The 26,375-nt window shown below is 71.5% G+C and carries 22 protein-coding genes; 7 read left to right on the forward strand and 15 right to left on the reverse strand.

Going from position 1 to position 26,375, the window contains the following annotated elements; genetic code table 11:
• Positions 1 to 51: 51 nt before the first annotated feature.
• Complete coding sequence (locus AC3RKB_RS10100; protein ID WP_491435965.1) at positions 52 to 6,972, forward strand: hypothetical protein; 6,921 nt, start codon at positions 52 to 54, stop codon at positions 6,970 to 6,972.
• 40 nt (positions 6,973 to 7,012) lie between these two features.
• Here the strand turns inward: AC3RKB_RS10100 and AC3RKB_RS10105 are convergent, their stop codons facing one another.
• Positions 7,013 to 7,663 carry a DUF6518 family protein gene (locus AC3RKB_RS10105; protein WP_491435966.1) on the reverse strand — a complete coding sequence of 217 codons (651 nt, stop codon included), beginning with the start codon at positions 7,661 to 7,663 and terminating at the stop codon, positions 7,013 to 7,015.
• Positions 7,664 to 7,747: 84 nt separating this feature from the next.
• Complete coding sequence (locus AC3RKB_RS10110) at positions 7,748 to 8,395, reverse strand: TetR/AcrR family transcriptional regulator (RefSeq protein WP_491435967.1); 648 nt, start codon at positions 8,393 to 8,395, stop codon at positions 7,748 to 7,750.
• Positions 8,396 to 8,438: 43 nt separating this feature from the next.
• On the opposite strand from AC3RKB_RS10110, the gene AC3RKB_RS10115 reads away from it, so the two are divergent.
• Positions 8,439 to 9,035: a dienelactone hydrolase family protein gene (locus AC3RKB_RS10115; RefSeq protein ID WP_491435968.1), complete on the forward strand. Its 597-nt coding sequence runs from the start codon at positions 8,439 to 8,441 to the stop codon at positions 9,033 to 9,035.
• A 153-nt stretch (positions 9,036 to 9,188) separates the two neighbouring features.
• Here AC3RKB_RS10115 and AC3RKB_RS10120 read toward each other — a convergent pair whose 3' ends face one another.
• The 4 genes from AC3RKB_RS10120 to AC3RKB_RS10135 form a co-directional block, all read right to left on the reverse strand.
• A complete protein-coding gene (locus tag AC3RKB_RS10120; RefSeq protein ID WP_491435969.1) occupies positions 9,189 to 10,604 on the reverse strand; it encodes an aldehyde dehydrogenase family protein in 1,416 nt (471 codons plus the stop codon).
• Positions 10,605 to 10,639: 35 nt separating this feature from the next.
• Positions 10,640 to 11,455 (reverse strand): MoaF C-terminal domain-containing protein, encoded by an 816-nt coding sequence (locus AC3RKB_RS10125; RefSeq protein ID WP_491435971.1) that lies wholly within the window; start codon positions 11,453 to 11,455, stop codon positions 10,640 to 10,642.
• A gap of 35 nt (positions 11,456 to 11,490) precedes the next feature.
• Positions 11,491 to 12,939, reverse strand: coding sequence for an APC family permease (locus tag AC3RKB_RS10130; protein WP_491435972.1), 1,449 nt, complete (start codon positions 12,937 to 12,939; stop codon positions 11,491 to 11,493).
• A 61-nt stretch (positions 12,940 to 13,000) separates the two neighbouring features.
• Positions 13,001 to 14,368: a flavin monoamine oxidase family protein gene (locus AC3RKB_RS10135; RefSeq protein WP_491435974.1), complete on the reverse strand. Its 1,368-nt coding sequence runs from the start codon at positions 14,366 to 14,368 to the stop codon at positions 13,001 to 13,003.
• 150 nt (positions 14,369 to 14,518) lie between these two features.
• Here AC3RKB_RS10135 and AC3RKB_RS10140 point away from each other — a divergent pair, with 150 nt between their 5' ends.
• Positions 14,519 to 15,094, forward strand: a complete 576-nt coding sequence (locus AC3RKB_RS10140; protein WP_491435975.1) for a TetR/AcrR family transcriptional regulator — start codon at positions 14,519 to 14,521, stop codon at positions 15,092 to 15,094.
• Positions 15,095 to 15,159: 65 nt separating this feature from the next.
• On the opposite strand, the gene AC3RKB_RS10145 is transcribed toward AC3RKB_RS10140, so the two are convergent.
• Entirely contained in the window at positions 15,160 to 15,420 is a 261-nt protein-coding gene (locus AC3RKB_RS10145; protein ID WP_491435976.1) for a DUF4190 domain-containing protein, read from the reverse strand.
• Between the two features lie 216 nt (positions 15,421 to 15,636).
• On the opposite strand from AC3RKB_RS10145, the gene AC3RKB_RS10150 reads away from it, so the two are divergent.
• Positions 15,637 to 16,269 (forward strand): VOC family protein, encoded by a 633-nt coding sequence (locus tag AC3RKB_RS10150; protein ID WP_491435977.1) that lies wholly within the window; start codon positions 15,637 to 15,639, stop codon positions 16,267 to 16,269.
• Between the two features lie 95 nt (positions 16,270 to 16,364).
• On the opposite strand, the gene AC3RKB_RS10155 is transcribed toward AC3RKB_RS10150, so the two are convergent.
• Complete coding sequence (locus AC3RKB_RS10155; protein WP_491435979.1) at positions 16,365 to 17,771, reverse strand: ricin-type beta-trefoil lectin domain protein; 1,407 nt, start codon at positions 17,769 to 17,771, stop codon at positions 16,365 to 16,367.
• 76 nt (positions 17,772 to 17,847) lie between these two features.
• On the opposite strand from AC3RKB_RS10155, the gene AC3RKB_RS10160 reads away from it, so the two are divergent.
• Entirely contained in the window at positions 17,848 to 18,714 is an 867-nt protein-coding gene (locus AC3RKB_RS10160; protein WP_491435980.1) for a 2-oxo acid dehydrogenase subunit E2, read from the forward strand.
• 13 nt (positions 18,715 to 18,727) lie between these two features.
• Here AC3RKB_RS10160 and AC3RKB_RS10165 read toward each other — a convergent pair whose 3' ends face one another.
• Positions 18,728 to 19,270: a TetR/AcrR family transcriptional regulator gene (locus tag AC3RKB_RS10165; protein ID WP_491435981.1), complete on the reverse strand. Its 543-nt coding sequence runs from the start codon at positions 19,268 to 19,270 to the stop codon at positions 18,728 to 18,730.
• A 91-nt stretch (positions 19,271 to 19,361) separates the two neighbouring features.
• Here AC3RKB_RS10165 and AC3RKB_RS10170 point away from each other — a divergent pair, with 91 nt between their 5' ends.
• Positions 19,362 to 20,264 (forward strand): oxidoreductase, encoded by a 903-nt coding sequence (locus AC3RKB_RS10170; protein ID WP_491435982.1) that lies wholly within the window; start codon positions 19,362 to 19,364, stop codon positions 20,262 to 20,264.
• Between the two features lie 142 nt (positions 20,265 to 20,406).
• Here the strand turns inward: AC3RKB_RS10170 and AC3RKB_RS10175 are convergent, their stop codons facing one another.
• A complete protein-coding gene (locus AC3RKB_RS10175; protein ID WP_491435984.1) occupies positions 20,407 to 20,946 on the reverse strand; it encodes a flavodoxin domain-containing protein in 540 nt (179 codons plus the stop codon).
• A gap of 194 nt (positions 20,947 to 21,140) precedes the next feature.
• Between AC3RKB_RS10175 and AC3RKB_RS10180 the strand changes: the two genes are divergently transcribed.
• A complete protein-coding gene (locus AC3RKB_RS10180; RefSeq protein WP_491435985.1) occupies positions 21,141 to 21,416 on the forward strand; it encodes a hypothetical protein in 276 nt (91 codons plus the stop codon).
• Positions 21,417 to 21,630: 214 nt separating this feature from the next.
• On the opposite strand, the gene AC3RKB_RS10185 is transcribed toward AC3RKB_RS10180, so the two are convergent.
• From AC3RKB_RS10185 to AC3RKB_RS10205, 5 genes are all read right to left on the reverse strand, one after another.
• Entirely contained in the window at positions 21,631 to 22,179 is a 549-nt protein-coding gene (locus tag AC3RKB_RS10185) for a hypothetical protein (RefSeq protein ID WP_491435987.1), read from the reverse strand.
• A 495-nt stretch (positions 22,180 to 22,674) separates the two neighbouring features.
• Positions 22,675 to 23,889 (reverse strand): glycosyltransferase, encoded by a 1,215-nt coding sequence (locus AC3RKB_RS10190; RefSeq protein WP_491435988.1) that lies wholly within the window; start codon positions 23,887 to 23,889, stop codon positions 22,675 to 22,677.
• Positions 23,886 to 24,494, reverse strand: a complete 609-nt coding sequence (locus AC3RKB_RS10195; RefSeq protein ID WP_491435989.1) for a TetR/AcrR family transcriptional regulator — start codon at positions 24,492 to 24,494, stop codon at positions 23,886 to 23,888. Before AC3RKB_RS10195 ends, AC3RKB_RS10190 begins: the two co-directional genes overlap by 4 nt.
• A gap of 45 nt (positions 24,495 to 24,539) precedes the next feature.
• The gene (locus tag AC3RKB_RS10200; protein ID WP_491435990.1) at positions 24,540 to 25,208 is read right to left on the reverse strand and encodes a response regulator; all 669 of its coding nucleotides are present in this window, start codon (positions 25,206 to 25,208) and stop codon (positions 24,540 to 24,542) included.
• Positions 25,205 to 26,374 (reverse strand): sensor histidine kinase, encoded by a 1,170-nt coding sequence (locus AC3RKB_RS10205; RefSeq protein WP_491435991.1) that lies wholly within the window; start codon positions 26,372 to 26,374, stop codon positions 25,205 to 25,207. The genes AC3RKB_RS10200 and AC3RKB_RS10205 overlap by 4 nt, the downstream gene beginning before the upstream one ends.
• Position 26,375 lies beyond the last annotated feature (1 nt).

Here is a 26,375-nt window from a genome sequence, read left to right on the forward strand (position 1 = left end):
GCGGACGACGGAACGTCGGCCAGGCCGGGCCCGCGGCTCACGCTCGGCGTCGTGGCGCAGTTAGAGGTGGGTGAGCACGACTACCCGCTACTTCTCGAGGTCGCGCTCGGTGCCGGCCCGACCGTGGTCACATTCGGGCCCTACACGGCGGACGAGCAGAAGCCCACGCGGCTGAACCTGGGCGCGATGGTCGCGGCGATCGCTCGGATGATCGGCATCGACGCACTCGAGGGTGTCGCGACGCTCCAGTCGAGTGCGCTCTGGAGCAAGGTCTTCGACGTCGACATCGCGCCGTACCTGACCGTCGAGCTCGCGCACGAGCCGGCCGTCGAGTTCGTGATCGAACTCTTCTCGAACGGTTCTGCAGGCGTGCACCTCCCCGGAGGCGACATCCCGGGCTGGATCACGATCGAGCCGCAGTTCACCGTGCACAGCCTGATCGTCACGTACGACCCGGGGAAGTCCGGTCTCGACCTGCGCGCCGTCGTGACCTTCGACGCGCAGCCGGCGCTCGTGGATGAGGCGCGCAGACGAGGTGAGCCGGCGCCGGCCGGCAAGCGCGAGATCGTCGCGTTCCCGTTCCCGGCGCCACCAGCCGAGGCGCCGAACTTCCGCGTGCACTACCTGGGGCTCGGCCAGCGGTTCGGACCCGAGGTCGACGTGCACGCCGACGACCCGCTGACCCAGATGTTCGACGAACTCGAACAGGCTTTCACCACCAACGACCCCGCGAAGGTCATCGAGCTTGCGAAGACGTACTACGACCCCGAGCGCAACTGGTTCATCGCGGCCGACGTCGACGTACGGGGGTGGTGCGTCCGCGCAGTGTTCAACGATCCGGCGCTCTACGGCATGGAGATCACCTGCACTGCCGACGCGTTCGCAGGGCTCATGCTCGAGATCCTCTACCAGAAGCTCGGCGACGGGCTGGGCGTCTACTACGGCGCGCTGACGCTGCCCGAGAAGTTCCGCACGATCCAGCTCGGGGCGGTCTCGGTGACCGTGCCCTCGTTCAAGATCTGGATCTACACGAACGGCGACTTCAAGGTCAGCGTGGGATGGCCGCTGGGGGAGAACTCCATCGGCGTGCAGTTCGCGATCTTCACCGGCGGCGGCGGATTCATGTTCGCCAAGCTTCGCAGCGGCGACGACCCCGCCAGCGGAGGGAGGGCGCTTCGGGAACGTGGATCCGCGCTCGTCGCCGCATCCGAGTCGTACAACCCGATCCTCGAGTTCGGCCTCGGGGCCTGGTTCGGGCTCGGGCGTTCGATAGCGAGCGGGCCGTTCTCGGCGGAGTTGACGCTCACGCTCCAGGCCACGTTCCAAGGCCTTCTCGCATGGAAGGCCCCGCCGCAGCCGACGGGATCGGCGCTCGACGGGTCCGGCGCGAGCCTGTCGCGACCTCCCGATTACTTCTGGTTCGCGGCGACGGCGAGCCTGACGGGCGTGCTGCAGGGCAGGGTCGACCTGAAGGTCGTCAAGCTCTCGGTCCTCGTGCGGTTGTCGGTCTCGGCCGGCCTCGCACTGGAGACGGGGTACGCGAGCTCCGTTCGGGTCTCCGCTTCCGTGCGGGTCGAGGCGAGTCTTCGCATCGCGTTCGTCACGATCTCGGTCGGCTTCAAGACCACCATCACCGAGACGTTCGAGATCTCGCCCGGGGTGACGCCCGGAGCGACCATCGACGGGCCCCGGAATCCCGCCTTCGCCGGCATGAATGAATGGGTGGCCATCGGCCCGGATCGACTGGAGACCCGGCTGATCGCCGCCGCCGCCGCGATCGACGCGTCCGCACCACCGCGCATGGATCCCGCGCCGCCGCGCCTGCGGGAGGTCCCGCTGCGGTTCCTGCTCCAGCCGTCGGCGGTCTACCCCGCTGACGCGCCGGGAACGCTCCACGCGGTTGCCGGTCTGGGGATCGGATGCCCCGCCGCCTCGCCGTCCGGCGCCGCCACGCCACCCGGTGACGAGGCGCCGACGCCGCTCGAGGTGCTGCTCGACGCGCTCGGCGACTGGCTGCTCCGCACCTATGCCCCAGGGGGCGGGTGGAGCGACGTCGTGCTCGCCCTGGGCCAGGGAACCGCGGCAGCTCCCGAGGACTGGTGGTCGGCGCTCAGCCGATTCCTCGAGGACGAGATCCGGTTCGTCCTGGACGCCGTGGAGCTGGGCGTCGGAGGCGACGGCGACGCACCGCCCGAGCAGTCGTTGTCGTTCTTCCCCATGTTCAGCGAACTCTGCATGACGTACCGGGGCACGACGACCGACTTCGCGGAGCAGGCGCTGACGCCCGGGGACTATCCGGAGGCCGTCGCGGACTACTTCGCCGAACTCGCGCTCGGCTCGGCGGCCGCGCGCACCGAGGACCGCGCGGCGACGGACGATGCCGGCCCGCCGCTGGCCGACATCGTGCTGCAGGACTACCTGCTCACGGTTGCGCGCCAGCTCGCCCACCTGCACGACAGCTCGGCTCCGGCGGCCGCCGACCCGGCCGAGATCGCCGCGGAGATCGGCGGCATTGCCTCGCGATACCTCCTCAGCGGGCTCCGGCTCCCCGAACCCAGCAGCGTCCCGGCAACCGGTCCATTCGACCCGGCATCGTTCCGCATCGCCGCGGGCGTCGCTCTGACGGGCCAGCAGTTCGTCGTCGACTCAGCGGATGCCACGATCTCGGCGACGTTGCGCCTGGGCGCCGCACCCGGGCGCCTGAGCGCGTGCATCAAGTTCGCGGGCGGAGCGGACAGCGTCACCTCGACGATGCCGGTGGCGGAGCTGCCTCCCGCGCCGGTGCCGACCTGGTCGACGCTGGGGGCCGGCGACCTCGGTCTGCTCGCGACCGCACCGGAGGACGGCGGGACGATCGCGGTCGACGCGATCCCGGCAGCGCAGGCGAACGTCCGCAGGATCGCCGCGCGCACCCGGCTCTTCTGGTCGGCTCCTGGGCAGGACGACACGTTCGTGGTGCCGCTGCCGCCGGACGTGCTCGCCGAGGCCGCATCCGGCTCGCTCGAGCTGCGGGTCTCGCAAGACGACCCCGGGGGTCCGGATGCCACGCCGCCGGAGATCATTCCGCGACCGGTGCTCCTGATCCCGGTCACGGTGCACCTCGTCGCCCGAGCACGCGACGCGCAGTTCGAGTCCGACGCAGGACGTCCCGTCTCTCCGTATGCGCCGTTCGTGTATCGGGTCGACGGCACCGACGACGAGACCCGTGGCCGCATCCAAGCACTCCTGGCCGGGGCCGAAGCGCATGCCGACGTTCTCGCCGGGGCGACGGTGCACGTGCTCTACGACGCCCCGGGCAGCGGCTACCGCTCCGACGCCCTGGAACCTGGTCGGGTGCTCCTCGCGAAGACCAACCTCTCCACGACCAGCCAGCCGGCCCTGGCCGGCGCTGCGCTGGCGTTGTCGGCCCACGACGACCTCCTCGGGCCGAGCACCGCGAGGATCGACGACGTGAACGGATTCCTCCGGTTGCTCTGGGAGGTGAGCGTCGTCCGGACGGCCGGCACGACCCTCCAGTACGTGACCGTCGACGGGCAGGGGCTGCCGGCCGAGATCTTCTCGCCCCCGACGGTCCCGCCGGTCGAGGGTGTGCCGTCCGGCGACACCGCGACGCTCACGATCGCGGTGCAGTTCCCGGCCGGCGTCGACTTCAGCGGATGGCACAACGCGTTCGCCGCACGGATCGACCCGGAGTACGCAGGCACCCTCCACCTCGAGATGGTTCGGGACGGCGCCGCACTGACCAGCCTCGCGCCCGCCTACCCGCCGGGGTGTGTCGCGTTCGGCGCCCGGTGGGGAGTCGAGCAGGTGATCCGCGCCGAGGTGGCGCCCGGGCTGTACGAGGCGGACTGGGTCGCCCAGCTCTACCACCTGCTCCAGTTCCGCGTGGTCGCCGATGCCGGAGCAGCGACGTTCGCCTCCTCGCTCTGGAGCCTCGCGCTCGGTCCCGTCGTCGACGACGAGGTCTCGGCCCGTGCGGGAACCGACGTGCAGACCTACCGGCAGGTCGTCCCCGTGTCGAGATTCGTCACCCAGCGAACGGCCGACCTCGGGGACGGAACGACCGACCCGTATGCGGCCGTCGGGTCGACGGTGCCGCTCGAGCTCCGCGTGCTCGATGTCTTCGGCAACACGCTCGACGGGGGCACCCATCGCGTCGGCCTGGACGTGCGGTACAACGACCCGTTGTGGAGTCCCGGAGAATGGCCGGGCACGAGCATCGCGTACCGGTTCGTGACGGATCCGAGCGAGGGTCCGACGCTCTCGCTCCGGCTGCGGTTCGACTCGGATGCCGTCACCGGTCGCGCGGACGCCGAGCGTCAGCTGACGACGGTGGTCTGGCAGCTCGCGGATCCGCGGACGAGCGCTGTCGTCACGACGTCGGTGCTTCCGGCATGGCAATCCAACGAGCTGCGCGTCGAGCTGCTGGACTACGCGCGCCGGATCATCGCGGTGCTCGGGACCGATGGGCGGCAGACTGCCGACGCGACCATCACGCTCCCGATCGACCCGACCGCACTCCGGTCCGCGGGTGAGGACGTCCTGCCCCTGTCGGTGACGCTCACGATGTGCCGCCCCGAGGATCTCGTCTACGTCAGCCCGGACGGGCGTTCCGTGGTGAAGTCGGCGCGGAACGCGGCATCCCTCGTCGCCGACCTCGAACCGCCTTCGGCGGGCACCGCCAAGGCCCAGGCGCGCGCGATCGCGACCGGCGAGCCGGTGCAGTCCGACGTCGCGCTCACCGAGTTCGCGACCGACTTCGAGGCCGTGTTCGCCGGGTTCGACGGCGGCGACGGGATGGCGCGCCTCGCCGTCCGTCCCGACGCGATGCGCGCCGACGCTGACAGTGCCTTCCTCTGGGTGCTTCGCTGGAGCCGGACGTCGGGGGTGCATGTCCAGGTGGGTGGGGGCGCTGCGTACTTCGCGCTCGCGCCGCTGTCGCTGCACCTCGAGAGCGCGACCGCGAGGGTGCCCGATCTGAGCGCCGGACCGTCGCCGACGTACGTCGGGCGGACTTTCGAAGGCGTGGATCTCGACGTATGGGCGGAGCGGTTCCTGCTCGCGTTCGACGAGATGCTCCGCCCCGCCTCGGCAGGCGCGATCGCGGCGTTCGATCCTGCCACGTATGCCCACCTGATGCAGGTGAAGGCGACCCTGGCGCAGTGCCTCGCGGAGGGGGTGGTGCCGGTGTACGACCCGGCGCCGGCAGGGTCGCCCACGGGCGATCTCGAGACCGCTCGCGATCATCTCGAGCAGACGGCGCTCGCCTCGCTCGGCGCCGCGTTCGGCAATGCGACCATCGCGCAGGTGCCGGTGGACATCGAGGTCGAGGGCGAGCGCGAGGGTGAGGGTGAGGGCGGCCCGGCGCGCCTCTTCGGCGGAATACGCCCAGCGGGGGGCTCCGCGGCGGGGGCGAACACGACCGGAGCGCCGACCGTGTCGAGCGCCCGGGTCGCGCTGGCGCCGACCACGGGATCGCACCCGGCGTACCTCACCTTCACGATCTCGGCCGGGGACCCGGGCGCGCACGCCAGCCTGCCACTCGAGCTCGAGTGGAGCGCGCGGTTCCTCGAGCACCTGGCATCGGAGGAGACCGACGGGTACGAGCCCTCCGAGTGGCTGCGAGTCGTGCTCGACCGACCGGGCGATCCGCTGCGCTTCGCCCTCGGCCGACTCACCGTGCCGATCCCGCAGCGCCGGTACCCCGCCACTCCCGCCGTGGAGTCGCAGGCCGCGGTACAGGCCGCGCCGTCATCGGGCGCGGTCACCGACCGTGACGGGGAGAACCCGCTGGCGCGATACCTGCGCTGGGACTACCGGACGAGGCTGTCGCTGCCGTCGGTCGAGGCCCAGGACACGCTGCGACTGCGCGTCCACGTCAACCTCCCGATCCAGGCGGTCGAACGGAGTGCCGCCGCGGCGCCGACCCTCTTCGAGGCACTCGCATCGTTCACGACCGCGTGGCCGACGATCCGCGCGTGGTGGAACGGCATCGTCGCCGGCTCTGAGACGCCGGAACCCGCCGACGTGCTCGGGCTCTACCTGAGGGAGGTCCAGGACGTGGCCGGCGCGTGGGCGCGCCGACTCGGTGTTCCGGTGCCGTGGGCCGACGGAGTGGCCGGGAAGCCGCATGGTGCGCCCGCGCCCGGTGTCGGGTCGTCGATCGACCTGGACGTCGACTTCGCCGACGCGTTCGTCGCGCCCGCGCGTCTGCGTGTCCGGGCACCGGGCACCGGTGACGTCGTCTGGCCACTCATCAACGACGTGGTCGCGACCCCGCAGAGTGCCCGAGAGGCAGTGTACGAGTTCGCTGACGCGATGCCCCGTGAGGGGTGCGCACTGAACGTGGACTGGCCGGATCTCGATGTGCTCACACGCCAGACCGCCAGGCTGGACTGCCAGGTGATCCGCAACGCGTCGCTCGCCGAGGGGGCGACCGAGGACCAGCCGGCACGGACGAATGCGCGATTCGTCTTCGGCACGCCGCTGGTCGGGTTCACGACCCCGGTGATCCCGAGCATCTCCGTGCCACCGGTCGGCCCGGTCACTGCCGGCGCCTCGCTGGCCGCGACGCTGCAGGAGGTGCTCGAACCGATCGTGCAATTGGGCGAGGGCGCGGGCGCCCGGCGACTGCTCACGATCGGCGTCGACTACAGCTTCGCGCTCGCGGGCACCGGCTCCCTGCGCGCACGGAATGCGATTCTCCTCGCCGACCGGATCGCCCTCGCGAATCCGACGGCGCGGAAGCCGGAAGTCGACTCGGTGGACGAGGGCCGGGACTTCCCGGCCGTCTGCCGTGAGATCGAGGTGAACTGCCGCGCCTGGTACGACTACTATCGACCGGTCACGCATGACGCGCTGCTCCACGTCTCGGTGCTCTCGTTCGCCGATTCCGCGGGCTCGGAACTCCCCCTGCTGCGCATCCCCCGTCTCGACATCACGGTTCCGAGCGGATGGTGGCCGACCTCCTGACCAGCGTCCGCCGGTACTTCGGTGCGCGTACCAACGGCGATCAGAGCACGAGGAACACGGTGGGCAGCGCCAGGTAGGCGGCCACGAAAAGCGCCGCGACCAGTACGGCGACCGACACCATCACCAGCGTCGAGCGGATGTCGCGGAGCCGCAGCGCCGCCACGGCCACGAGGATCGCGCATCCGACCGCGATGGCCGCCCACCAGAACACCGGGCTGGTCGTCGCGGCGATCGCCGTCAGCCCGTAGATGCCCTCGCCGATCAGGGTCCCGGCCAGCAGCCCGCCGCCGACGGCCGCTTCGCTCGGAGATCTCCGCAGCGCGAAGGTCGCCGCGCCGACCACGGGTCCGGCGATCAGGCCGATGACCGCCCACGAGATGGGGTCGAACGGGAAGCCGCGCAGCGTCGACACCACGGCGTAGCCGACGGTGAGCGCGACGAACGACACCGCGCCGGTCACGGCGGCCTCGGGGAACGACCGCGCCACGACGAAGACGAGCGCGACCGTCGGCAGCGTCCATCCCGTCACGGAATTGGCGAGCGATGCGGCCTCCTCCGGCAGGAACGTCTGGCCGAGCGAGGTCGCCCCGCCCAGCGCGACGGCGACGATCCCGACGAGGAGGACACGCGCCGCCTGGGGTGCGAGCCTCACACGGAATCGGGTCGCGGGCTCGAGGGTGGAATCGGTCACCGTGCCATCCTCGCTGCACTCGCCGCCGCGCACGCCCTCATCGACGCGAAGTCATCCTCGAGGTGGATCCGGCGGGCTGCGGTGTCACCAGGCGTCGGGCGCGGCGTCGGACACCAGTCCGTCGAGCAGCCAGCCGAGGCCGCGTTCGAAGATCTCGTCGCCGCTCCAGCGGGAGATGGGTTCACTGAGCTCCGCGGTCAGGCCGCCGAAGTCCGCCGCCCGTTCCTGCCCGCGCCGACGGCGTGCCGCGGGCTCCGGGTCCTGCGCGCGTCCGGTCTCGAACGCCGCCGATCCGATGGTGTGCACCAGCAGCACCTGGAGGCCGGTCACGGCGGCCGGACCGTCGAGGCCGGCCTCGCGGAGCGCGCCCAGCGTCACCTCGCCGAGTCGCAGTGCATTCGGCCCCACCGACTGGCGCACGAGCGCGAATGGCACGAGGTCGGGATGCGCGAGCAGCTCCCGCCGGCTGTCCCGCATGACGCGCTCGATCCGGGCGCGCCATCCGTCGTCGGTCGGCGTCGGGACGCCGCCGAGCATCGCATCGATCAGCTCGTCGACGAGAGCGGCCTTGTCGGCGATGTGCGCGTAGATGCTGTTCGGTGCGACTCCGAGCCGATCGGCCACGCGTCGCATCGACACAGCGTCGAGCCCGCCCTCGCGGAGCAGTTCCATCGCGGCATCCGTGACCTGCTGCCGAGTCAGGCCTGCGCGTTGTCCGGCGGTCCGTGCCATGCAGCTATTGTACGGCGATCAATTGAGTTGTACACTGTCCAATATGAACGAGATCCTCCTCTTCCACCATGGCCAGGGACTCACCGACGGAGTCCTCGCGTTCGCCGAGGCGCTGCGCACGGCGGGGCACATCGTGCACACGCCCGACTACTACGACGGCAAGGTGTTCGCGACGCTCCACGAGGGCGTCGCCTACCGCGACGAGATCGGCATCCCCGAGCTCGCGAATCGCGCGGTCGCGGCGGCCCAGTCGCTGCCGACCGACCTCGTCTACGCCGGCTTCTCGCTCGGCACCGGTCCGGCGCAGCTGCTCGCCCAGACCCGACCAGGAGCCCGCGGTGCCCTCCTCATCTCGGGCTGCCTCCCGTCGGCGGTCTTCGAGACCCCCTGGCCGACGGATGTCGCGCTCGCCGTGCACACGACCGAGCACGATCCCTGGGTCGATCTCGACATCGCCGACGCCTTGGTGTCCGAAGCGCATGGGACGCTCGAGCGCTATCCGGGGTCGGCGCACCTCTTCGCCGACCCGGCGAGCGCCGACTACGACCCCGCACTCGCCGAGCGGCTGGAAGCCTCGACGCTGGCGTGGCTGCACGAGCTCGAGCGGTCAGGGCGCGCGGGGGCGACCTCGGCGGCGTAACGCCGGCGGCGCGGAGCCGGGGGCGCGGCATGCGAACTGGCCCGCGCCATCCGCTCGCCGCCCATGCCTGCGCCAGTTCGGCACGCTCTGCGCCGGTCGGGATGGCGCGCAGCACGCCGAAGTGGCGCAGGCGGCGGGCGGGTCGCGCGGCGATCAGCGCGAGATCACCTTCGGCGACGACACCGCCTTGAGACCGTGGATGCCGAACTCGTGGCCGTAGCCCGACGCTTTGGTGCCGCCGAACGGCACGTTCGGGTTCACCGCGCCGTGCTGGTTGATCCACACGGTACCGGCCTGGATCCGACGGGCGACCTCGACGGCCGCCTCCGGGTCGTTCGACCACACGGACGCGCCGAGACCCTGCTCGGAGGCATTCGCGCGCGCGATCGCGTCGTCGACATCCGTGTACTTCACGACCGGGATGACGGGACCGAACTGTTCCTCGTCGACGAGCGCCGCGCCATCCTCGATGTCGGCCACCACGGTCGCGCGGTAGAACAGCGGACCGAGCTCCGGCGCCGGCTCGCCGCCCGCGACGATTCGGGCGCCGCGCGCCCGCGCGTCGTCGACGAGCCGGCTGACGATGTCGAACTGCGGCTCGTTCTGGAGCGGACCCAGCACGTTGCCCTCGTCGAGCCCGCGACCCATGGGCATGACCCTGGCCAGCTCGGCGAGCGCCTCGACGACCTCGTCGTAGACCGACTCGTGCACGTAGAGTCGCTTCAGCGCCGCGCACGTCTGACCGGTGTTGATGAAACAGCCCCAGAAGAGGTTCTCGGCGAGCGCCGCGACATCCGTACCGGGAAGCACGATGCCGGGGTCGTTGCCGCCGAGCTCGAGCGTGAGCCGGGCGAGGTTGTGCGCCGACGACTCGACGATCTTCCGGCCGGTCGCGGTCGAGCCCGTGAACATGATCTTGTCGATGTCCGGGTGCGCGGCGATGGCGGCCCCGACCTCGCGGTCGCCGGCGATCGCCGTGAGCACGCCCTGGGGGAGGCGCCGGTTGACGACCTCCACCATCGCGAGCACCGACAGCGGCGTGAACTCGCTCGGCTTCACGACGACCGCGTTGCCCATTCGCAGCGCCGGCGCGATCTGCCAGACCGTGATCATCATCGGCCAGTTCCACGGGCCGATCGCGCCGACGACGCCGAGCGGCTCGTAGTGCAGTTCGGCGCGAGCCGGGCCGTCCTCGAAGACGACCTCGGGCTCGATCGCGGTGTCGGCCGCGTTCCGCACCCATGCGGCGCAGGCGCCGACCTCGAAGCGGGCGTTCGGCCCGTTCAGTGGCTTGCCCTGCTCGCGTGAGAGCAGCACGGCTAGCTCCTCGGCGTTCGCCTCGATCTCGTCGGCGATGGCGTGCAGGATGCGGCTGCGCTCGCCGTGTCCGAGCGCGGCCCACGCGGGTTGCGCCGACCGGGCGGCGGAGACTGCGGCATCGAGGTCGGCGACGCCGTGCACCGGCGCGTGGCCGATGATCTCGCGCGTCGCGGCATCCGGAATGGGACGGCCGATCTCGGGCGGAGCGGTGATCGTCTCGAGGATCGTCGTGGATTCGGTGGTGGGCATGGTGTCCTCCATGGATCAGTCGGTCGACCGTGGAATCAGTCGGTGGGGTACGCGGTGTCGCTGAGCACCGTGAGGCGGCTGTCGAACGGCAGGTGCACGGGTGCGAGCGTGGGGCCGTCCCAGCAGAACATCCGGCCGATCGAGCGCTCGTTCACGAGGTCGATCACCAGGAACGACTCGACCGGCATGACCGACTCGCTCCAGTGCAGCATCACGATGCCGTCGCCGAGCTCGTACGCGCTGGCGGCGTCGACGTCGCCGAGGCCCTGCTCGGCGCCGCGGACGCAGTACCAGACGAACGTGCCGGCGTTGAGGTAGATGTGCTCGTAGTGCTCGGTCGGGCTGTAGCGGTAGAAGATGCGCTTGCCGACGAGCTCGTTCGACCGGCGGAGCGGTTCGACCGGGCCGGTGCCGGCGATGCGACCCGTGAGGATCTCGGTGTGCATGCGCACCGCGCCATCCCGGTCGACGAAGCTCGAGTCGGCGACCGTCACGCGACCGTCGGTGCGGTCGACGACCATCGAGACGTCGCTCGCGTGCGCGCCCTCGCCCTTGATGAAGTCGACGAAGTAGAGCCCGGGTCGTGCCTCGACGGCCCGGTACGGGTGGGTGCCCGTCATGCCGACTCCGTCGCCGCCGACGATGGTCCAGGTGACGGCGCCGCCCGCGAAGCGGTGCGCGATGGTCCATCCGTTGTCGAAGGCGATGTCGAACTCTACGCCGTCGAGGTCGTCGGTGGCGTCGAGCGATGGCGCGCCGAAGCCGTCGAGCATCGCGGTGACGTCGGGCCAGTCCTCGACGGGAACGTAGTCGTGAGCGGTCCGGCCGGGGGCCTGCGTGGTGTCGGTCATGATCGTGGGTCCTTTCGTGGAACGGGAAAGCGGAGTCAGCTGGCGGCCGACGTGACGGTGTCGTAGTCGATGTCCTTCTTGAGGCGCGGGAGGACCGCGCCGACGGCGAAGGCGATGGGGATGAGCCAGAGCAGGAGCTTCGCGGTCGCGCCCTCGCTGAAGAGCATCGCGTCGTAGTTCTGCAGCGCGATCACGAGGACCGCGACGACGAGCACGAGCGACACGGCGGGCGCGGCCTTCGTCGTCCAGAACCCGCGCTCGGACTTCTCGCGAAGGAAGAACACCACGATCGCCAGCGAGGCCAGCGCCATCATCACGATGAAGCCCACCGTGCCGAGCGCGACGAACCATGCGTAGACGACCTCGATCGCGTCGGCGCCGGCGAGCAGGAAGCCGGTCACGATGATCGCGACGATCACGCCGTTGGCGAGCGCCGCAGCGGCGGGCGCGTGCGAGCGCCGGCCGACGCGGGCGAGCGGCTTGGGCAGCACGCCCGCGCGAGCCAGGGCGAACCCGTACCGGGCGAACATGTTCTGCATGCCGATGAGCATCGCAATGAAGCTCGACACGACGAGCACCTGCATCGTGACATCCAGCCACGGACCGACGTACGTCGCGGCGAGGCCGAAGATGACGCCCGCCAGGTCGTCGGAGGCCGCCTGCTGCACGTTGTCGGGGCCCACGGCGAAGCTGACCGCCCACGTGGCGACCGTGTAGAAGATCGCGACGAAGAGGATCACGGCGTACAGCGCCAGCGGGATGGTACGGCGCGGGTTGCGCGCCTCCTCGCTGAAGACGGTGGTGGCCTCGAACGTGGTGAAGCACGCGAAGACGAACAGCACGGCCACGCCGAAGCCGGGGTTGGCGAGCTGCGACGGGCTGAAGCTCTCGAGGGATGGCGCGTTGCCCCCGGAGCCGAGGACGATGCCGCCGACCAGGATGGCCACCACGGCGATCTCGAGCACGAGCAGGATGCCGAGCACCCTGAGGTTCAGGTCGACCCCCCGCATCGCGAGCACCGTGGTCACGGCGATGAAGCCGAGCGCCCAGACCCAGACGGGAAGGTCGAGGCCGAGCCATCCGGCGACCAGCTGCTGGGCGAACACGCCGAACTGGGCCCAGAAGCCCACCTGTAGCGCGATGTAGGTGACGATCACGATGCCCGCGGCCCCCGTCGCGGCGTGGCGGCCGAGCCCGCGCGCGATGTAGGCGACGAAGCCGCCGGCGTGCACGATGTGCCGGCTCATCTTGAGGTAGCCGACGGCGAAGAGCGCGATGACGACCGCGACCATGAGGTAGACGAGCGGAACGCCCGGCCCCATGATCGAGAACAGCACGGGCCCGGCGCCGACGAACGCGGCCATGGGCGCCGCAGCGGCGATGACGAAGAAGGCGATGCCGACGAAGCCGAGGCTGTTCGGCTTCAGCGCGGTGCCGTGCGCCACATCCGACGCGGTCAGCTTCGGTTGGGTGTCGATGCTCATGATGTCCTCCTTTGGACTTCACGTGGTGCGGTTGATCAGGGGATGGGGCGGGCCGTGGCGCTCAGGCGCGGGCGGCCAGGAGCCGATCGTCGACGTCGACGTCGGTGTACTCGGCGAGGATGCGGCGGGCTTCGATCAGTCCGCTCTCGATGGCGCCGTCGATGAAGCCGCCCCAGCCGTGGGCGTAGTCGGCGCCCGCGAATCGCAGGCGGCCCTGTCCGGCATGGAACCCGGGCAGCGCGCCCGACAGGTACCCGGGCCGGTGCATCGGCCAGGTCTCGCCGGCGTACTCGTCGGCGACCCAGTCGTGCGCCTCCACCGCGGTGACCCGTGCGCCGGGGATGAGCCGGCCGATGACCTGCTCGATCGCCGAGGCATCCGTCGGGTCGATGGCGGATGCGTCGGAGCCGAAGCCGATGACGATGATCCCGTCGCCGTCGGGGTACTCGCCCTGGAAGAAGTTCAGCGGCCAGTCCTTCTCGCCGAACGCGACGAACGGCTCGGTCACGCCCTCGAGGCGGAACCAGACCTTGGTGCCGAGGCCGGTCTGGCCGCCGCTCGCCGCGGTCCGCAGGGGCTGAGGGAGTTCGGGAGCGACTCGCACCCTGGCGAGCGTGGCGAGCGGGAACGTCGCGATGGCGTATCGGGCGGTGTGGACGTGCCCGTCGGCGGTCGTCACCGAGACCGTGTCGTCGTCGTGCTCGATCGCCTCGACGACGGTGCCGAAGCGCAGCTCGGCGTCGGAGTCATCCGCGATGGCGTGCGCGAGGCGGCCCGTGCCGCCCTCGACTTTGTACGAGGCGCACGCCTCGAAGTTCACGGCCCAGTCGCCGTTGGTGAGCGCGACCCAGCGCAGCGCCTGCGTGTACGCAGCCTGCTCGATCGAGCCGTTGACGTTGAGGGTCCAGAACGTCTCGAGGAGGGCGCGGTCCGCCGGATTCAGGTCGAGCGCGGCGATGCGATCCGCGATCGTCTCATGGTCGACGGATGCGACGAGGTCGCGCTGATCGAGCGGCTGGAAGGGGCGCGGGAAGACGTGCCGCGAGTCGGCGGTCAGGCGGCGGTTCGGCTCGTCGAGCCGGGCGAGCAGCTCGTCGGGGTCGCCCGATCGCGGCGCGCCGTCCTCCCACCAGTGCGCGATCACCGGTGTCGGGCTCGGCACCGTGCCGATGCCGTAACGGGCGAGCTCGGCCCAGACGTGCGGCTGCGTCCAGTGGACCCAGGTGCCGCCGAGTTCGAGACCGCGCCCGAGCCCCTCGGCGTACCAGGTGCGGCCGCCGATCCGGTCGCGGGCTTCGAGGATCCGAACCGAGAGGCCGCGCTGCGTGAGCTCGCGGGCGGCGGTCAGGCCGGCGAAGCCGGCACCGAGCACGACCACGTCGACCTCCGACCCGTCGGGGTCGGCGTGTGGGTTGGGATCTGGAGACATCGTCGTTTCCTTCGGATGGGGAGCACCGCCGGTCGTCCTCGACCAAACTAAGCAAGTGCTGAGCTTCGATGCGGGTAAGCTAAGCACATGCTTAGTTCGATGTCAACGGATGCCGCGGGCGAACCCGTCCGCGTGCCTACACTGGTGCGCATGACCGAACCCCGGCGCCGACCGCTCAACCACGGCGACGGCCGGGAGGCCCTGCTCGCCGCGACCGTGCACGTCGTGGCCGCGAAGGGCATGCGCGGCATGACGTTCCGCGCCGTCGCCGACGAGGCCGGCGTCAACAACACCCTCATCGCCCACCACTTCGGCACGCGCGACCGGCTGCTCGCCGCGGCGCTCGAATGGTCGATGGAGCGCTCGATCGGGCTGGCGAACCTCGCCGACTATGCGAGCGACGCCGAGTCGTTCCGCTCGGCCCTGGTCGACAACGTCCTCTCCGAGCCCGCGTTGCAGGTGTTCCAGTTCGAGATGGTCCTCGAGGCGAGTCGACGTCCCGACCTCCAGCCGGCGGTCCGCACGCTGTACCAGCGGTACGTCAGCGAGCTCGCGCAGGGGCGGTCGATGCTCGGGTTGCCGGGCAGCGAAGCCCTCGATCGAGCAATGTTCGCCGCGATCGACGGGCTGGTGTTGCAGTACCTGGGCCGGTCCATCACCGCTGAGCAGCTCGCCCAAGCGGTCGACGCCCTCGGTGTCGCGGTCTCCGGGAGCGCGCAGCGCTGAGGGGTCCGACGGCGCGGACCCGCAAGAACCCGGGACTCGCGCATTCGCCGCGTCGGGCCCGGCTGTTAGCCGCCGTTGCTCGAGATGGCCAGGCCGCCGAAGATGAGCAGGAACATCGCGAGGAGCGCGCCCGCCACCACGGCGAGCCAGCCCACGATCACGGCGGTGAGGGCGAGGCCGCGGCCGCGCTCGCCCGTGCGCTTGATCTGCGACAGCGCGACGTGGCCGAAGATCAGGCCGAGGATCACGGTGAACCACACCGTGATGATGGCGACGATCGCCCAGACGTTCCAGCGATCGGTCTGCGGGGTTGCGGCAGCAGTCATGGCGCGAGGCTAGCCCGGGCCCGCCGACTCGGCAGGGACGTTTGGCCCGGCGCACTCGAGGGGAGCGGTACCCGATCGTGGGTTGCGGCGACGCGGGTTCGAGCGGTTGCCCGGACCGCTCGTCGAAGACGGGAGCGAACCGGCGTGAACGGCGCGCCGCGACATCCATCAGGAATCGAGAAGCGGGCCCCGAGCGCCCCGCGTAGCGTCGCCGACATGACCACAGAGACCACGACCCTCGCCCGCATCGACTCGATCACCCTCGGCGCCCCCGACCCCGAGGCATCCGCCCGCTTCTATCGCGACGCCTTCGACCTCGATGGCCGGGTGCGCACCGCGGCGACGGCTGCCGCGACCGACGGCTTCCGCGGGTACACCATGTCGCTGGTCGCGCCGCAACCGGCGAACGTGACTGCCCTGTTCGACGCGGCGGTCGCCGCCGGCGCCGACATCCTGAAGCCGCTCGCGAAGTCGCTCTGGGGCTTCGGCGGCGTGGTGCAGGCCCCGGATGGCGCGATCTGGAACCTCGCCACGTCGACCAAGAAGGACTCGGCGCCGGCGAGCCGCGCGTTCGACCATGTCGTGCTCCTGCTCGGCGTCGAAGACGTGCCGGCCAGCAAGCGCTTCTACACGGAGCGCGGCCTCGCCGTCGGCAAGAGCTTCGGCAGCTACGTCGACTTCGACCTGCCTGGCAGCCCCATCGGCCTCGGGCTCTACCGGCGACGTGCGCTCGCCAAGTCGGCCGGTGTCTCGCCCGACGGCTCCGGCTCGCACCGCATCCGGATCAACGGGGACGGCGGCGCGGTCGTCGACCCCGACGGCTTCGAGTGGGATGCCCCGGTGAGGTGACACCGGGCCCGCCCACGCGCCACCTGGTCGCACACGGCGGACGCCCGACCTGCCGCGCAGGCCGGGCGTCCGCAACGCTCCCTCGTCGGGTTCCGCTATCCGCGAGTCCACTGCTGGGTCGTCGCCGTGGCGTCGCACGCAGCGAGCGCGATTCCCCACTCCGATTCGGGCGCGGCCAGGCACAGTCCCGCGTCCGCGACGCTGCTGATCGTCAGGTCGGCGTTCAGCTCCCACTGCTGGTCGGCTGCTCCCGTGCAGTCGGCGATCATCAGCCCGCTGCCGGCGGCGACGTCACCCGCCACCTCGACGCACATGTCGCCGTAGACCGTGAGCTCCTTCTCCGCGGTCCAGTCGAACGACTGGTTTCCGCCGCCGTTGCAGTACCAGAGGCCGAGCTTCGTGCCGGCGGTCGTGGAGAAGCCGGGCACGTCGACGCAGACGCCGTGCTGCACGCTCACGATGGGCTCGCCCGGCGGGGCGGGCGGCAGGTCGTTGAGCTGCTCCTCCTTCAGGAGGCCCCAGCCCCACTGCAGCTGCGCGAGGCCGGACTCGTTCGTGACCTCGAGGTCCCCGTCGCCGACCATCTCCGTGAGGGTGTAGGCGTCGTTCGTGCGCAGGCCCGGCCAGTAGACGATGCCGATGCCCTGGTCGCGTGCCACCTCGGTGAGGGCGCCGAGGTACGACGTGTACACGTCGCCCTCATGGTTGCCGTAGTTCAGCCCGGTCGTCATGGGCGAGCCCGCCTCGGACACGACCGTCCGCCAGCCGTACTCGCCGATGCGGGGGAGGAGGTTCTGCTTCCACTCGTCCTCGGTGGTGTGGTCGGCCCAGAACCCGTAGAAGTGCAGCGAGAGCAACGTGCCGTCGAGCTCCTCGGCGGCGCCGACGCCCGTGACGTCGTCGTTGTACCCGGTGCCGGAGATGATCACGCGCTTCCTCGGAACGTCGGCGTGGTCGTCGAGCCAGCCCGAGGTCAGTGAGACCCACTCGTCGAGCGAGTAGCCGAACGGCTCGTTCATCGGCTCGAAGTAGACCCGCGGGTTCGATCCGTACTCGGCGACCACGGTGTCCCACATCGCATCGAATGCGGCCGGGTCGTCGACCCGGCCGTCCTTGGCGTCGTCGGCTTCCCAGTAGCTGAGGATGACCTTGAACCCGTTGTCGACCGCCGCGTCGATCGCACCCTGGTACGAGTCCCACCAGCCGGTGCCGACGCTCGACGGGTTGATCGGGAGTCGAACGGTGTTGGCGCGCACCTCACGACGGAACTCCAGGATGATGCCGGATGCCTTCGCGAACGTCGTGGCGTAGTCGTCGTGAGTGCTCAGTCCGGAGGGCACGACCTCGTCGTCGGCGTAGTTGTCGCGGGGGTCGGCCCAGTTCACGCCGCGGAACTCGCCGGTTCCGGTCGGTCCGATCGCGGGGTTCGCCCATGCCGGCGTCGACAGCGCCGCCGGCATCAGGAGGGCCGCCCCGAGGGCGATGGCGAGTGTTCGTCTCATGCAAGCTCCAATCGATTCCGGCGCGTCGCTGCGCCGCCGCGAGATCGGATGTTTACGTCAACATCCGACTGCGAACATGCCACATGGAGCGTGTGAGGGCAAGGGGCGCGCCCGACATGACGAAAGCCCGGCCCCTGGGGGGCCGGGACCAGGCGTTCGCGTATCGGCCGCGCCGTCAGCTCGTCTGCGCCGCGTCGCTGCGCCGGTACTGATAGGGGTTGCTGAGGATCTCCTTCTCGGGGCGCGCGCGGCGGCCCCCGAGCCATCCGTCGAGGAGGTGCCGCTCACTCCGATGCGGCGGGCCATCGCGCGGCGCGTCACCGAGAGCGCCACGACCGTTCCGCACTTCTTCCTGACGGCCGACTGCCGCGTCGACGAGCTGCTGGAGCTCCGTCGCCGGGTGAACGAGGCGTCGTCGGTCCGCGTCTCGGTGAACGACTTCGTGCTGAAGGCCTGCGCCGGCGCGTTCGCCGACGTTCCGGAGGCGAACGCGACCTGGGGAGAGACGGCGATCCAACGTCACCGGTCCGTCGACATCGGGGTCCCGATCGCCATCGACGGCGGCCTTCTCACCCCCGTGGTGCGGGGCATCGACCGCATGGGACTCGGGGAGGTCGCGGCCGCGGTCGCCGACCTCGCCGATCGTGGCCGTTCCGGCCGGCTCAGGCAGGAAGAGCTCGAGGGCGGGAGCTTCAGCGTGTCGAACCTCGGCATGTACGGAACGACCGAGTTCTCGGCCATCATCAACCCGCCGCACGCGGGCATCCTCGCCGTCGGGGCCGCACGCCAGCTGCCCGTCGTCGAGGACGGCGCGCTCACGGTCAGCATGGTGATGACCGTGACGCTCTCGGCCGACCATCGCGTGCTCGACGGCGCACTCGCGGCGCAGTGGCTGGCGGCCTTCGTGCACCGGATCGAGCACCCGCTGTCGATCCTGCTGTAGCGGTCGTTCCCGTTCAGCTCAGGAGGCGGGCGACCGCGGTCGTCACCACCTCGCGCACCCGCGCGTCGGAGTCGCCCTCGAGCAGGACCGGCAAGATCGAGGCGAGCACGGTCACGATCGCGAGGGCCTCGGCGGGGGAGTACCGAGACGAGACCGCGCCTGAGGCCTGGGCGTCGGCGATCGACGCGAGTTTCGCGGCATCCGTCGCCAGCAGCTCGGGGGAGCGCATGCCGGCGCCACCGCGCTCGAGGCGGTCCCACAGTGCGAGGCGCACGAGTTCGGGGCGGGCGACGTACGAGTCGACGAGCTCGCCCGCGTAGGCGTCGAGGTGCTCGGGGTCGATGGGGTTCTCGGCGACCAAGCGTGCCACGAGCGCGGCGAAGACGGCGTCGAACAGCTGCTCCTTGTTGCCGAAGTACGAGTAGAGCAGTGCCTTGTTGCAGGCGGCGGCGTCGGCGATGCGATCGACCCGGGCGCCCGCGATGCCGCGTGCCGAGAACTCGGCGGTCGCCGCCTCGAGGATGCGGGCGCGGGTGAGGTCAGCATTGCGTGCCATCCTGCGAGTATATAACCGTTTAGTTGCAAACGGTGCGGAAACGTGCTTCACTCGGAGCATCCGAAGTAACCAACCGGTTAGGAACAAGCTCATGGAACGACAGGTCGCCCTGGTGACCGGTGCCTCGTCGGGCATCGGCGAGCAGACCGCACTGGAACTGCTGCGTCGCGGCGTCACGGTCTACGGCGCGGCACGGCGAGCCGAGCGGATGTCGGGACTCATCGACGCCGGCGGGCACGCCATCGCGATGGACGTGACGGATGACGCGTCGGTTCGCGCCGCGGTCGACCGCATCATCGCCGAGCAGGGCCGTATCGACGTGCTCGTCAACAACGCCGGGTACGGCTCGTACGGCGCGCTCGAGGACGTGCCGATCGACGAGGCGCGGCGCCAGTTCGAGGTCAACGTCTTCGGCCTCGCCCGCATCACCCAGCTCGTTCTGCCCGGAATGCGCGAGCGCCGCTCGGGCACGATCGTGAACATCTCCTCGATCGGCGGGCGCATCTACGAACCGCTCGGCAGCTGGTACCACGCAACGAAGTTCGCCGTCGAGGGCCTCAGCGACTCGCTCCGCGTCGAGCTCGAGCCGCATGGCATCCGCGTCGTCGTCATTCAGCCGGGCGGAGTCCGCACCGAATGGAACGGCATCTCTCGTCGCAGCGCGCTCGAGCGCTCGGGCGAGACGGCGTATGCCGCGCAGGCGCGCGCGCTCGCGCGCACCCTCGAAGCGGCCGACCGGTCGGCGGCGTCGACCGAGCCGCACGTCGTCGCGGCCACGATCGCGGATGCCGCGACCGCGCGGCGCCCGCGCACCCGCTACGCGACGCCGTTCAGCGCGAAGTTCATCGTCGGACTGCGTCGTCTGCTGCCCGACCGGCTCTTCGACCTCGTGATCCGCAGCGTCTTCGCGCCGACGAAGGCCGAGCTCGCCGCAGACGAGCCGCCGCGCTCTGCGGAGGGCCGTTCCGGCGCCGGTGAGCGCCTCGCGGCGTAGTGCACCGCCACCTCATCGCGAGTCCCGGGTTCGCGCATGTCCCGCCACGGTTGCGCCACTTCGGCATGCCGCGCGCCAGTCGTACCGGCGCGGAGGCCGCGCAGGTGGCGCAGGGGCGTCGGGGTCGCCGCGGCCGCCGGCCTCACGGGCGAGCGGCCGCTCCCAGCAGCTCGTCGGCGATCGTCGACGCCCACGCGTCGATCGCGTCCCACTCGCGGAAGTCGCCCTCGGGCATGATGTCGCGGATCGCGGGCATCCAGACGATGACGCGGTCGGCGCCGTGGATCTTGTCGTGGTCGTACGCGCCCCGGAACACCTGCGTTCCGCGCGGGTGCACGAGGTCCTCGTACTTCGCGAACTGCTTGGGCTCGGCGCCCTTCAGCACGTCCTTGCCCTCCTCATCCACCTCCTCGGTGCCGAGCGGGCCGCTCGCGAACAGCCAGGTCGGCTTCGCGGCGAGCACCTCGACGTTGCGCTCGACCAACTTCCTCGCGGCCTTGCGCCAGTTGAACTCGTAGGTCGCGGAGCCGACCACGTAGGCGTCGTAGCCGGATGCCTCGGCCACGTCCTTGCATCTCATGACGTGGACCTCGAGCCCGCGCCCGGTCAGCGCCTCGCCGATGCGTTGCGCGATCCCCTCGGTCGCGCCGTACTTGCTCGCGTAGGCGACCAGCACTCTCATCGCCGTCCTCCTTCGTCGCTGCCTGCGCCTCTCAGGCCTCGCACGCTACGCCGCATGCCGGGCGGCGCCGCGGACCAAGGTCACTCCGGGCTGCGAGGAGTGATGCCGTGCGCGCATGCTCTCCACTGCGCCATCACACGGACCTGCGACCGCGCGTTGGGCAATACTGAGCGGGTGCCGCTCGAGATGCCGTCGTGATCGCCGTCCACTACTACGCTCCGATCGCCGCCGGGGTGATCGCGGCGATCTTCGGCCTGGTCGCGTTCGCGAACGGCTCGCTCGTCGGCGGCCTGATCGCCGTCGGAGGCGTCGCGACCGCGATCGTTCGGTGGCGCGCGATGCGGGCCGAGCTCCTCGAGATCGCCGAGTACGCCGAGCCGGAGGTCGCCCCCGAGCCCGACCTCGATGCCGACGCCGACGGGAACGACCCCGACCCGAGCGGAATCGCGGAGCCCCGCACGCACCGGTGATCGCGTCGCGACGCCGAAGGCGACGCGACCCGAGACCCGCGCGATCAGTGCGGCGACCGCAGCTGGTCGCCCGGCCGCAGTGCCGTGTCGGGGCCGCAGCCGAGCTCGCCCGGCTGCAGCAGGATGTCGGGCACGGCCGCGGTGGGGCGTCGCGACATCCGGGCAGGCCCCGACCTCAGCTGCCCGTCGCTGCGGCGCCGTGCAGCGCCCTTGCTCACGGCATGAGACGGGGCGACGCCGGGTCGGCGTGGCCCTCGTCGACCGACTCGATCGTCACCGGCACGGCCGCCGCCGCTGCGGCCGCGGTCGCGGCGGTCGGCGCGGCGACCGGACGCTGCTCCTGAAGCCGCAGCAGCGCGTCGACCGCGTCGGCCTCACCGTCGGCGCGTCGCCGGTGCTCGGTCGTGAGCACGAGCAGGATCCCGAGCAGGATCGCCATCGGCGTGAACATCAGGCCGAACAGCGGCCCGCCGGAATCGATGAAGAACGCCAGCCCGATCAGCGCGGCGGGGCTCGCCGTGAGCAGGGCGCCCCAGATCGATCCGAGCGACATGGCGTAGACGCCGGCGCCGATGCTGAGGCCGACGCCCACCACGGTGAGGATCGGACCGCCGAACCAGAACTGGGCGTGCCCGACCCAGGCGCCGAACATGTTCAGCACGAGTCCGAACAGCAGGGCGGGAACGGCGGCGATTGCGCAGAGCACGAAGGCGGTCACCCCGGGCGGGGTCGGACGGTCATCCTCGGAGCGACGAGTGTCCATGGCCGGAGCGTAGGGGCGGCGCGCCGAGGTTCGCCCCCGGGTGCGCACTGAGAGCGACCGCGTCGGGGACGGCCCGAGCTGTCGTGACTGAGTACCGGAGTACCGGAGTACCGCAGTACCGGACGACCGGAGTGCCGGAGTGCCGGAGTGCCGGAGTACCGGAGTACCGGAGTACCGGAGGATCGCGTGCGGAAGACCGTCCCGCGATCGCGGGATCAGCGGGCGGAGAGGAACGAATCGACGCGCGCCCCAGCCATCGGCGCGCGCGCCCCCGCTCGTGCGCCCAGATCGCGAGTTCGACGCGGTTCCGGGCATCGAGCTTGGTCATGAGGCTCGCGATGTGCGTCCTTGCTCGCGTAGGCGACCAGCACTCTCATCGCCGTCCTCCTTCGTTGCGATACGCGCCTCTCAGGCCTCGCACGTCACGCCGCATGCCGGGCGTCGCCGCGGACCAAGGTCACTCCGGGCTGCGGCGCGCCAACCCGGCGCGCGCGGTCAGGCGGGGTGGCGCACCAGCCGCTCGAGCCTGCGAACGGCCGCCCCGGTGCCGTCCTCGTCGGCCATACGGTCCGCCGCCGACCGGACGGTGGCGGCGTGCTCGGGTGCCGACGCGATGGCGTCGGTCAGACGCGCGGCGGTGAGGCGGCGCTGCGGGATGGGCGCGGGCGCCAACCCGGTGCGATGGAGCGTGGCGCCCCAGAACGGCTGGTCGGCGATGAACGGCACGATGATCGACACCGTTCCGGCCGCCGTCGCGGCCTGCACGGTGCCGATGCCGCCGTGATGCACCGCGGCCACGGCGTGTGGCAGCACGGCCGCGTGGTCGACGGAGCGGGTCACGAGCACGTCGTGCCCGCGCAGATCGTCGGAGATCGCGAGACCGCCGAGACCCGTTGCGACGAGCAGGCGCAGCCCCCGCGATCTCGCCGCCTCGACGACCGCGCGTCCGCGCGCCGCCGGGTCGCCCGCCGCCATCGATCCGAACCCCGCGTACAGGAACGGACCGCCGCGCATGAATGCCTCGACGGCTCGGTCGGCCGACGGCCCCGCGTCATCCGCCGCCACCGACCGCCACGCGCCCGTCAGCTGCACCGACTCGGGCCAATCTGCCGGCCGCGGCAGGATCGCCGGGCTGATCGGCAGCAGCGTCGCCGACGGCGCCGAGGCCCGCCGCGACCGCCGCACTCCGATCGCGGCGGCCGCCTCGTCGAGTTCGCGACGGAACATCGCCGACGCTGCCGACGCAGCCCGATACGTGAGCGGATTCAGCGGACCCAGGGAACGGGTGACCGTGCCCGCCGCGGGGAACTCGCGCGTTGGCGTCACCGCGGGCACCATCTCGACGAGCACGTGCGGGATGCCGAGCGCGTCGGCGGCGATCGGCGCCGAGAGCACCTTCGGGTGCCAGGCGATCACGTCGGGCCGGAACTCGCGCGCCGCCTCGACCGCGCCGACGAGGACGCCGCGCATCACCGGCCGCACCACGTCGCGAAGGTTGCGCATCGCCGCGACCGGCGACACGCCCTGCGACTCGATCATCGCCGTGAAGTCGACGCCCAGGCTCTGCACGTCGAGCCCGCTGAGGTCGGCGCCCGACCGATCCGGCATCGCCAGGCGAACCTCGTGATCGGATGTCGCGGCGCGCCGAGCGAGCGCTGCGAACGGCTCCACGTCGCCGCGTGATCCGGCGCTGACCAGCAGGATCCTCATTCTGCCTCCTCCGGCGTGAGCGCGGCGGCGGCGAGGAGCCGGTCGTCGGTCGTGAGACCGTGCGTGTACAGCTCGGCGAGCGGCACGGAGATGCGGCGCAGTGCGTCGTCGGGGCCGCCCGCCCACGAGGCCAGCGGGCCGAGCATCAGGAAGGGCGCGACGCCGAGCATCACGAGCGTGGCCGCCTGCGCGTCGGGGTCGCGCGAGGTGCGGAGCCATCCGCTCGCCGAGCCGTCGGCGATCATCGCCCGGGCGACGTCGAGCAGGCGCGCGAACAGGGCGTCGGAGGCCTCGCCGCCATCGCCGAGCATGCGCGCGAGGTACGGGCCGTAGGTGCCGAGCACCTCGCCGAGCACGTCGGAGGCGCTGGTCGCGCCGCCGTGCTTCTCGGCAATGAATCGCGCCACGCGGGCGTCGCACTCCTCGCGGAGCGCGAGCTTGGTGCCGAAGTGGTGGGTCACGAGCGCGGTGCTGACGCCTGCGTGCGCGGCGATGTCGCGCATCGTCGCGGCGTCGTACCCGCGGGCGGCGAACCGGTCGAACGCGCTTGCGAGGATGCGCGCGCGAGCGGTCAGGTCGCCGTCGACGACCAGGGCTGTACGCATGTACAGGATTCTGTCAGAGCGTACAGCGTGCGTCCACCCTGCGATTCAGCGGGTCGCCTGCCCGCGCTCGTGCGCCCAGATCGCGAGCTCGACGCGGTTGCGGGCGTCGAGCTTGGTCATGAGGCTCGCGATGTGCGTCTTCACCGTGCTGAGCGAGATGTGCAGCTCGCGGCCGATCTCGTCATTGCCGAGACCGCGGGCGACGGCGGCGAGCACGTCCTCCTCGCGGTCGGTGAGCGGCGACGACGGCTGCGACGGCGCGGGCCCAGCTGAGGTCGCGCCCGCGGCCCCCGCGAACGCCTCGATGAGCCGCACCGTCACGTTCGGGTCGATGAGAGCGTCGCCCCGCGCGGCGGCGTGCACCGCCTCGGCGAGCAGCACCGGTCCGGCGTTCTTGAGGAGGAACCCACGAGCGCCCGAGCGCAGCGCCGCGTACACGTACTCGTCGAGGTCGAACGTCGTGATCACGACGACCGGGATCGGCTCCGTGACATCCGGCCCGGCCAGCAGGCGCGTCGCCTCGAGGCCGTCCATCACGGGCATCCGGATGTCGAGGAGGCACACGTCGGGGCGCAGAGAGCCGGCGAGCGCCACCGCCTCGGCGCCGTCGGCCGCCTCGCCGACCACCTCGATGCCGGGCTGCGCGTCGAGGATCATGCGCAGCCCCGACCGCACCAGCTGCTGGTCGTCGGCGATCAGCACGCGCACGCTCACGTCGACCATCCTGCCCGCGGCAGCACCGCCGTCACCACCCAACCGCCGCCCGGCGCCGGCCCCGCCGAGCACGACCCGCCGAGCAGCGCGGCGCGCTCCGCCATCCCGGTGAGGCCGTAGCCGGGGGCAGCGGATGGCGCGGGCTCGCCGTCGTCACGGACGTCGAGGCGGACGCCCGTGCCATCCGCCCGTACGTGCACGTCGACACGCGACGCGTGCCGCGCGTGCCGGCGCGCGTTGGTGACCGCCTCCTGCGCGATCCGGTAGACCGCGGCGCCGATGACGGTCGGCACGGCGTCGACGTCGCCCTCGACGTGCACCTCGACCAACGGGCCCGCGGCGCCGGGCGCGCCCGGCGCCGCCGCGTCGGGCACGGCGCGCGAGCCTCGCGCGAGCCGCGCCAGGTCGGCCAGGCCCGCCGCCGGCGCGAGCGCGGCGGCATCCTCACGCCGGAGCACCCGCACCATCGACCGCATCTCGTCGAGCGTGCGCGACGCCTCGCCCTCGATCGCGCGCAGCGCCTCGACCGCGGCCGCCGGGTCGTGCGCGGCGACCGCCGTGCCCGCCTGCGCCTGGATCGCGATCGCCGACACGTGGTGCGCGACCGTGTCGTGCAGGTCGCGCGCCAGGTGCTCGCGCTCGAGCAGGCGCGCGCGATCGAGCTCGCGAGCCCGGGCGCCTGCGCGCCAGCGGAACGCGACGCCGAGCGCCGTCGTCGCGACCAGCACGGCGAGGCCGCCGATGAGGTCGCCGGCCGTCGCCGAGCCGATCGGGAGCGACAGCACCGTGCCCGCGACGAGGACGGCGGCGCCCACGATCATCGCGCGGCCGTCCCCCCAGCGCATCAGGGCGTAGACGAGGATCAGGAAGTACGCCGTCGCGAAGAACTGCGGGTCGCCGCCGGTCGCGACGCCGCCGACCGTGCCGACGGCGAACGCGATCGCGAGCATCGTCAGCGGGCGGATGCGACGCCACAGCAGCGTCGGAACGAGCACCACGAGCACGACCGCCCAGAGCCAGCGCCACGGCACATCCGTTCGCAGCGCCGCCTCGACGAGGATCAGCGGCGGCAGCACTGCGACGAGCACCCAGTCGCGCCACACGCGCCGCGGCGGGGCGGGGGAGGCGGGTGGCGCGTCCCACAGCGCCCTGGCGGGGCTCGTCATG

Source organism: Agromyces capsici, assembly GCF_058349965.1.

What these genes read in the sequence shown, in the direction of transcription:
- AC3RKB_RS10165 (WP_491435981.1), bottom strand. Translation starts at nt 19,270, where the DNA reads ATGGCACGCAATGCTGACCTCACCCGCGCCCGCATCCTCGAGGCGGCG.
- AC3RKB_RS10115 (WP_491435968.1), top strand. Translation starts at nt 8,439, where the DNA reads ATGAACGAGATCCTCCTCTTCCACCATGGCCAGGGACTCACCGACGGA.
- AC3RKB_RS10135 (WP_491435974.1), bottom strand. Translation starts at nt 14,368, where the DNA reads ATGTCTCCAGATCCCAACCCACACGCCGACCCCGACGGGTCGGAGGTC.
- AC3RKB_RS10160 (WP_491435980.1), top strand. Translation starts at nt 17,848, where the DNA reads ATGCCACATGGAGCGTGTGAGGGCAAGGGGCGCGCCCGACATGACGAA.
- AC3RKB_RS10125 (WP_491435971.1), bottom strand. Translation starts at nt 11,455, where the DNA reads ATGACCGACACCACGCAGGCCCCCGGCCGGACCGCTCACGACTACGTT.
- AC3RKB_RS10185 (WP_491435987.1), bottom strand. Translation starts at nt 22,179, where the DNA reads ATGGACACTCGTCGCTCCGAGGATGACCGTCCGACCCCGCCCGGGGTG.
- AC3RKB_RS10120 (WP_491435969.1), bottom strand. Translation starts at nt 10,604, where the DNA reads ATGCCCACCACCGAATCCACGACGATCCTCGAGACGATCACCGCTCCG.
- AC3RKB_RS10140 (WP_491435975.1), top strand. Translation starts at nt 14,519, where the DNA reads ATGACCGAACCCCGGCGCCGACCGCTCAACCACGGCGACGGCCGGGAG.
- AC3RKB_RS10170 (WP_491435982.1), top strand. Translation starts at nt 19,362, where the DNA reads ATGGAACGACAGGTCGCCCTGGTGACCGGTGCCTCGTCGGGCATCGGC.
- AC3RKB_RS10205 (WP_491435991.1), bottom strand. Translation starts at nt 26,374, where the DNA reads ATGACGAGCCCCGCCAGGGCGCTGTGGGACGCGCCACCCGCCTCCCCC.
- AC3RKB_RS10190 (WP_491435988.1), bottom strand. Translation starts at nt 23,889, where the DNA reads ATGAGGATCCTGCTGGTCAGCGCCGGATCACGCGGCGACGTGGAGCCG.
- AC3RKB_RS10195 (WP_491435989.1), bottom strand. Translation starts at nt 24,494, where the DNA reads ATGCGTACAGCCCTGGTCGTCGACGGCGACCTGACCGCTCGCGCGCGC.
- AC3RKB_RS10130 (WP_491435972.1), bottom strand. Translation starts at nt 12,939, where the DNA reads ATGAGCATCGACACCCAACCGAAGCTGACCGCGTCGGATGTGGCGCAC.
- AC3RKB_RS10175 (WP_491435984.1), bottom strand. Translation starts at nt 20,946, where the DNA reads ATGAGAGTGCTGGTCGCCTACGCGAGCAAGTACGGCGCGACCGAGGGG.
- AC3RKB_RS10150 (WP_491435977.1), top strand. Translation starts at nt 15,637, where the DNA reads ATGACCACAGAGACCACGACCCTCGCCCGCATCGACTCGATCACCCTC.
- AC3RKB_RS10145 (WP_491435976.1), bottom strand. Translation starts at nt 15,420, where the DNA reads ATGACTGCTGCCGCAACCCCGCAGACCGATCGCTGGAACGTCTGGGCG.
- AC3RKB_RS10155 (WP_491435979.1), bottom strand. Translation starts at nt 17,771, where the DNA reads ATGAGACGAACACTCGCCATCGCCCTCGGGGCGGCCCTCCTGATGCCG.
- AC3RKB_RS10110 (WP_491435967.1), bottom strand. Translation starts at nt 8,395, where the DNA reads ATGGCACGGACCGCCGGACAACGCGCAGGCCTGACTCGGCAGCAGGTC.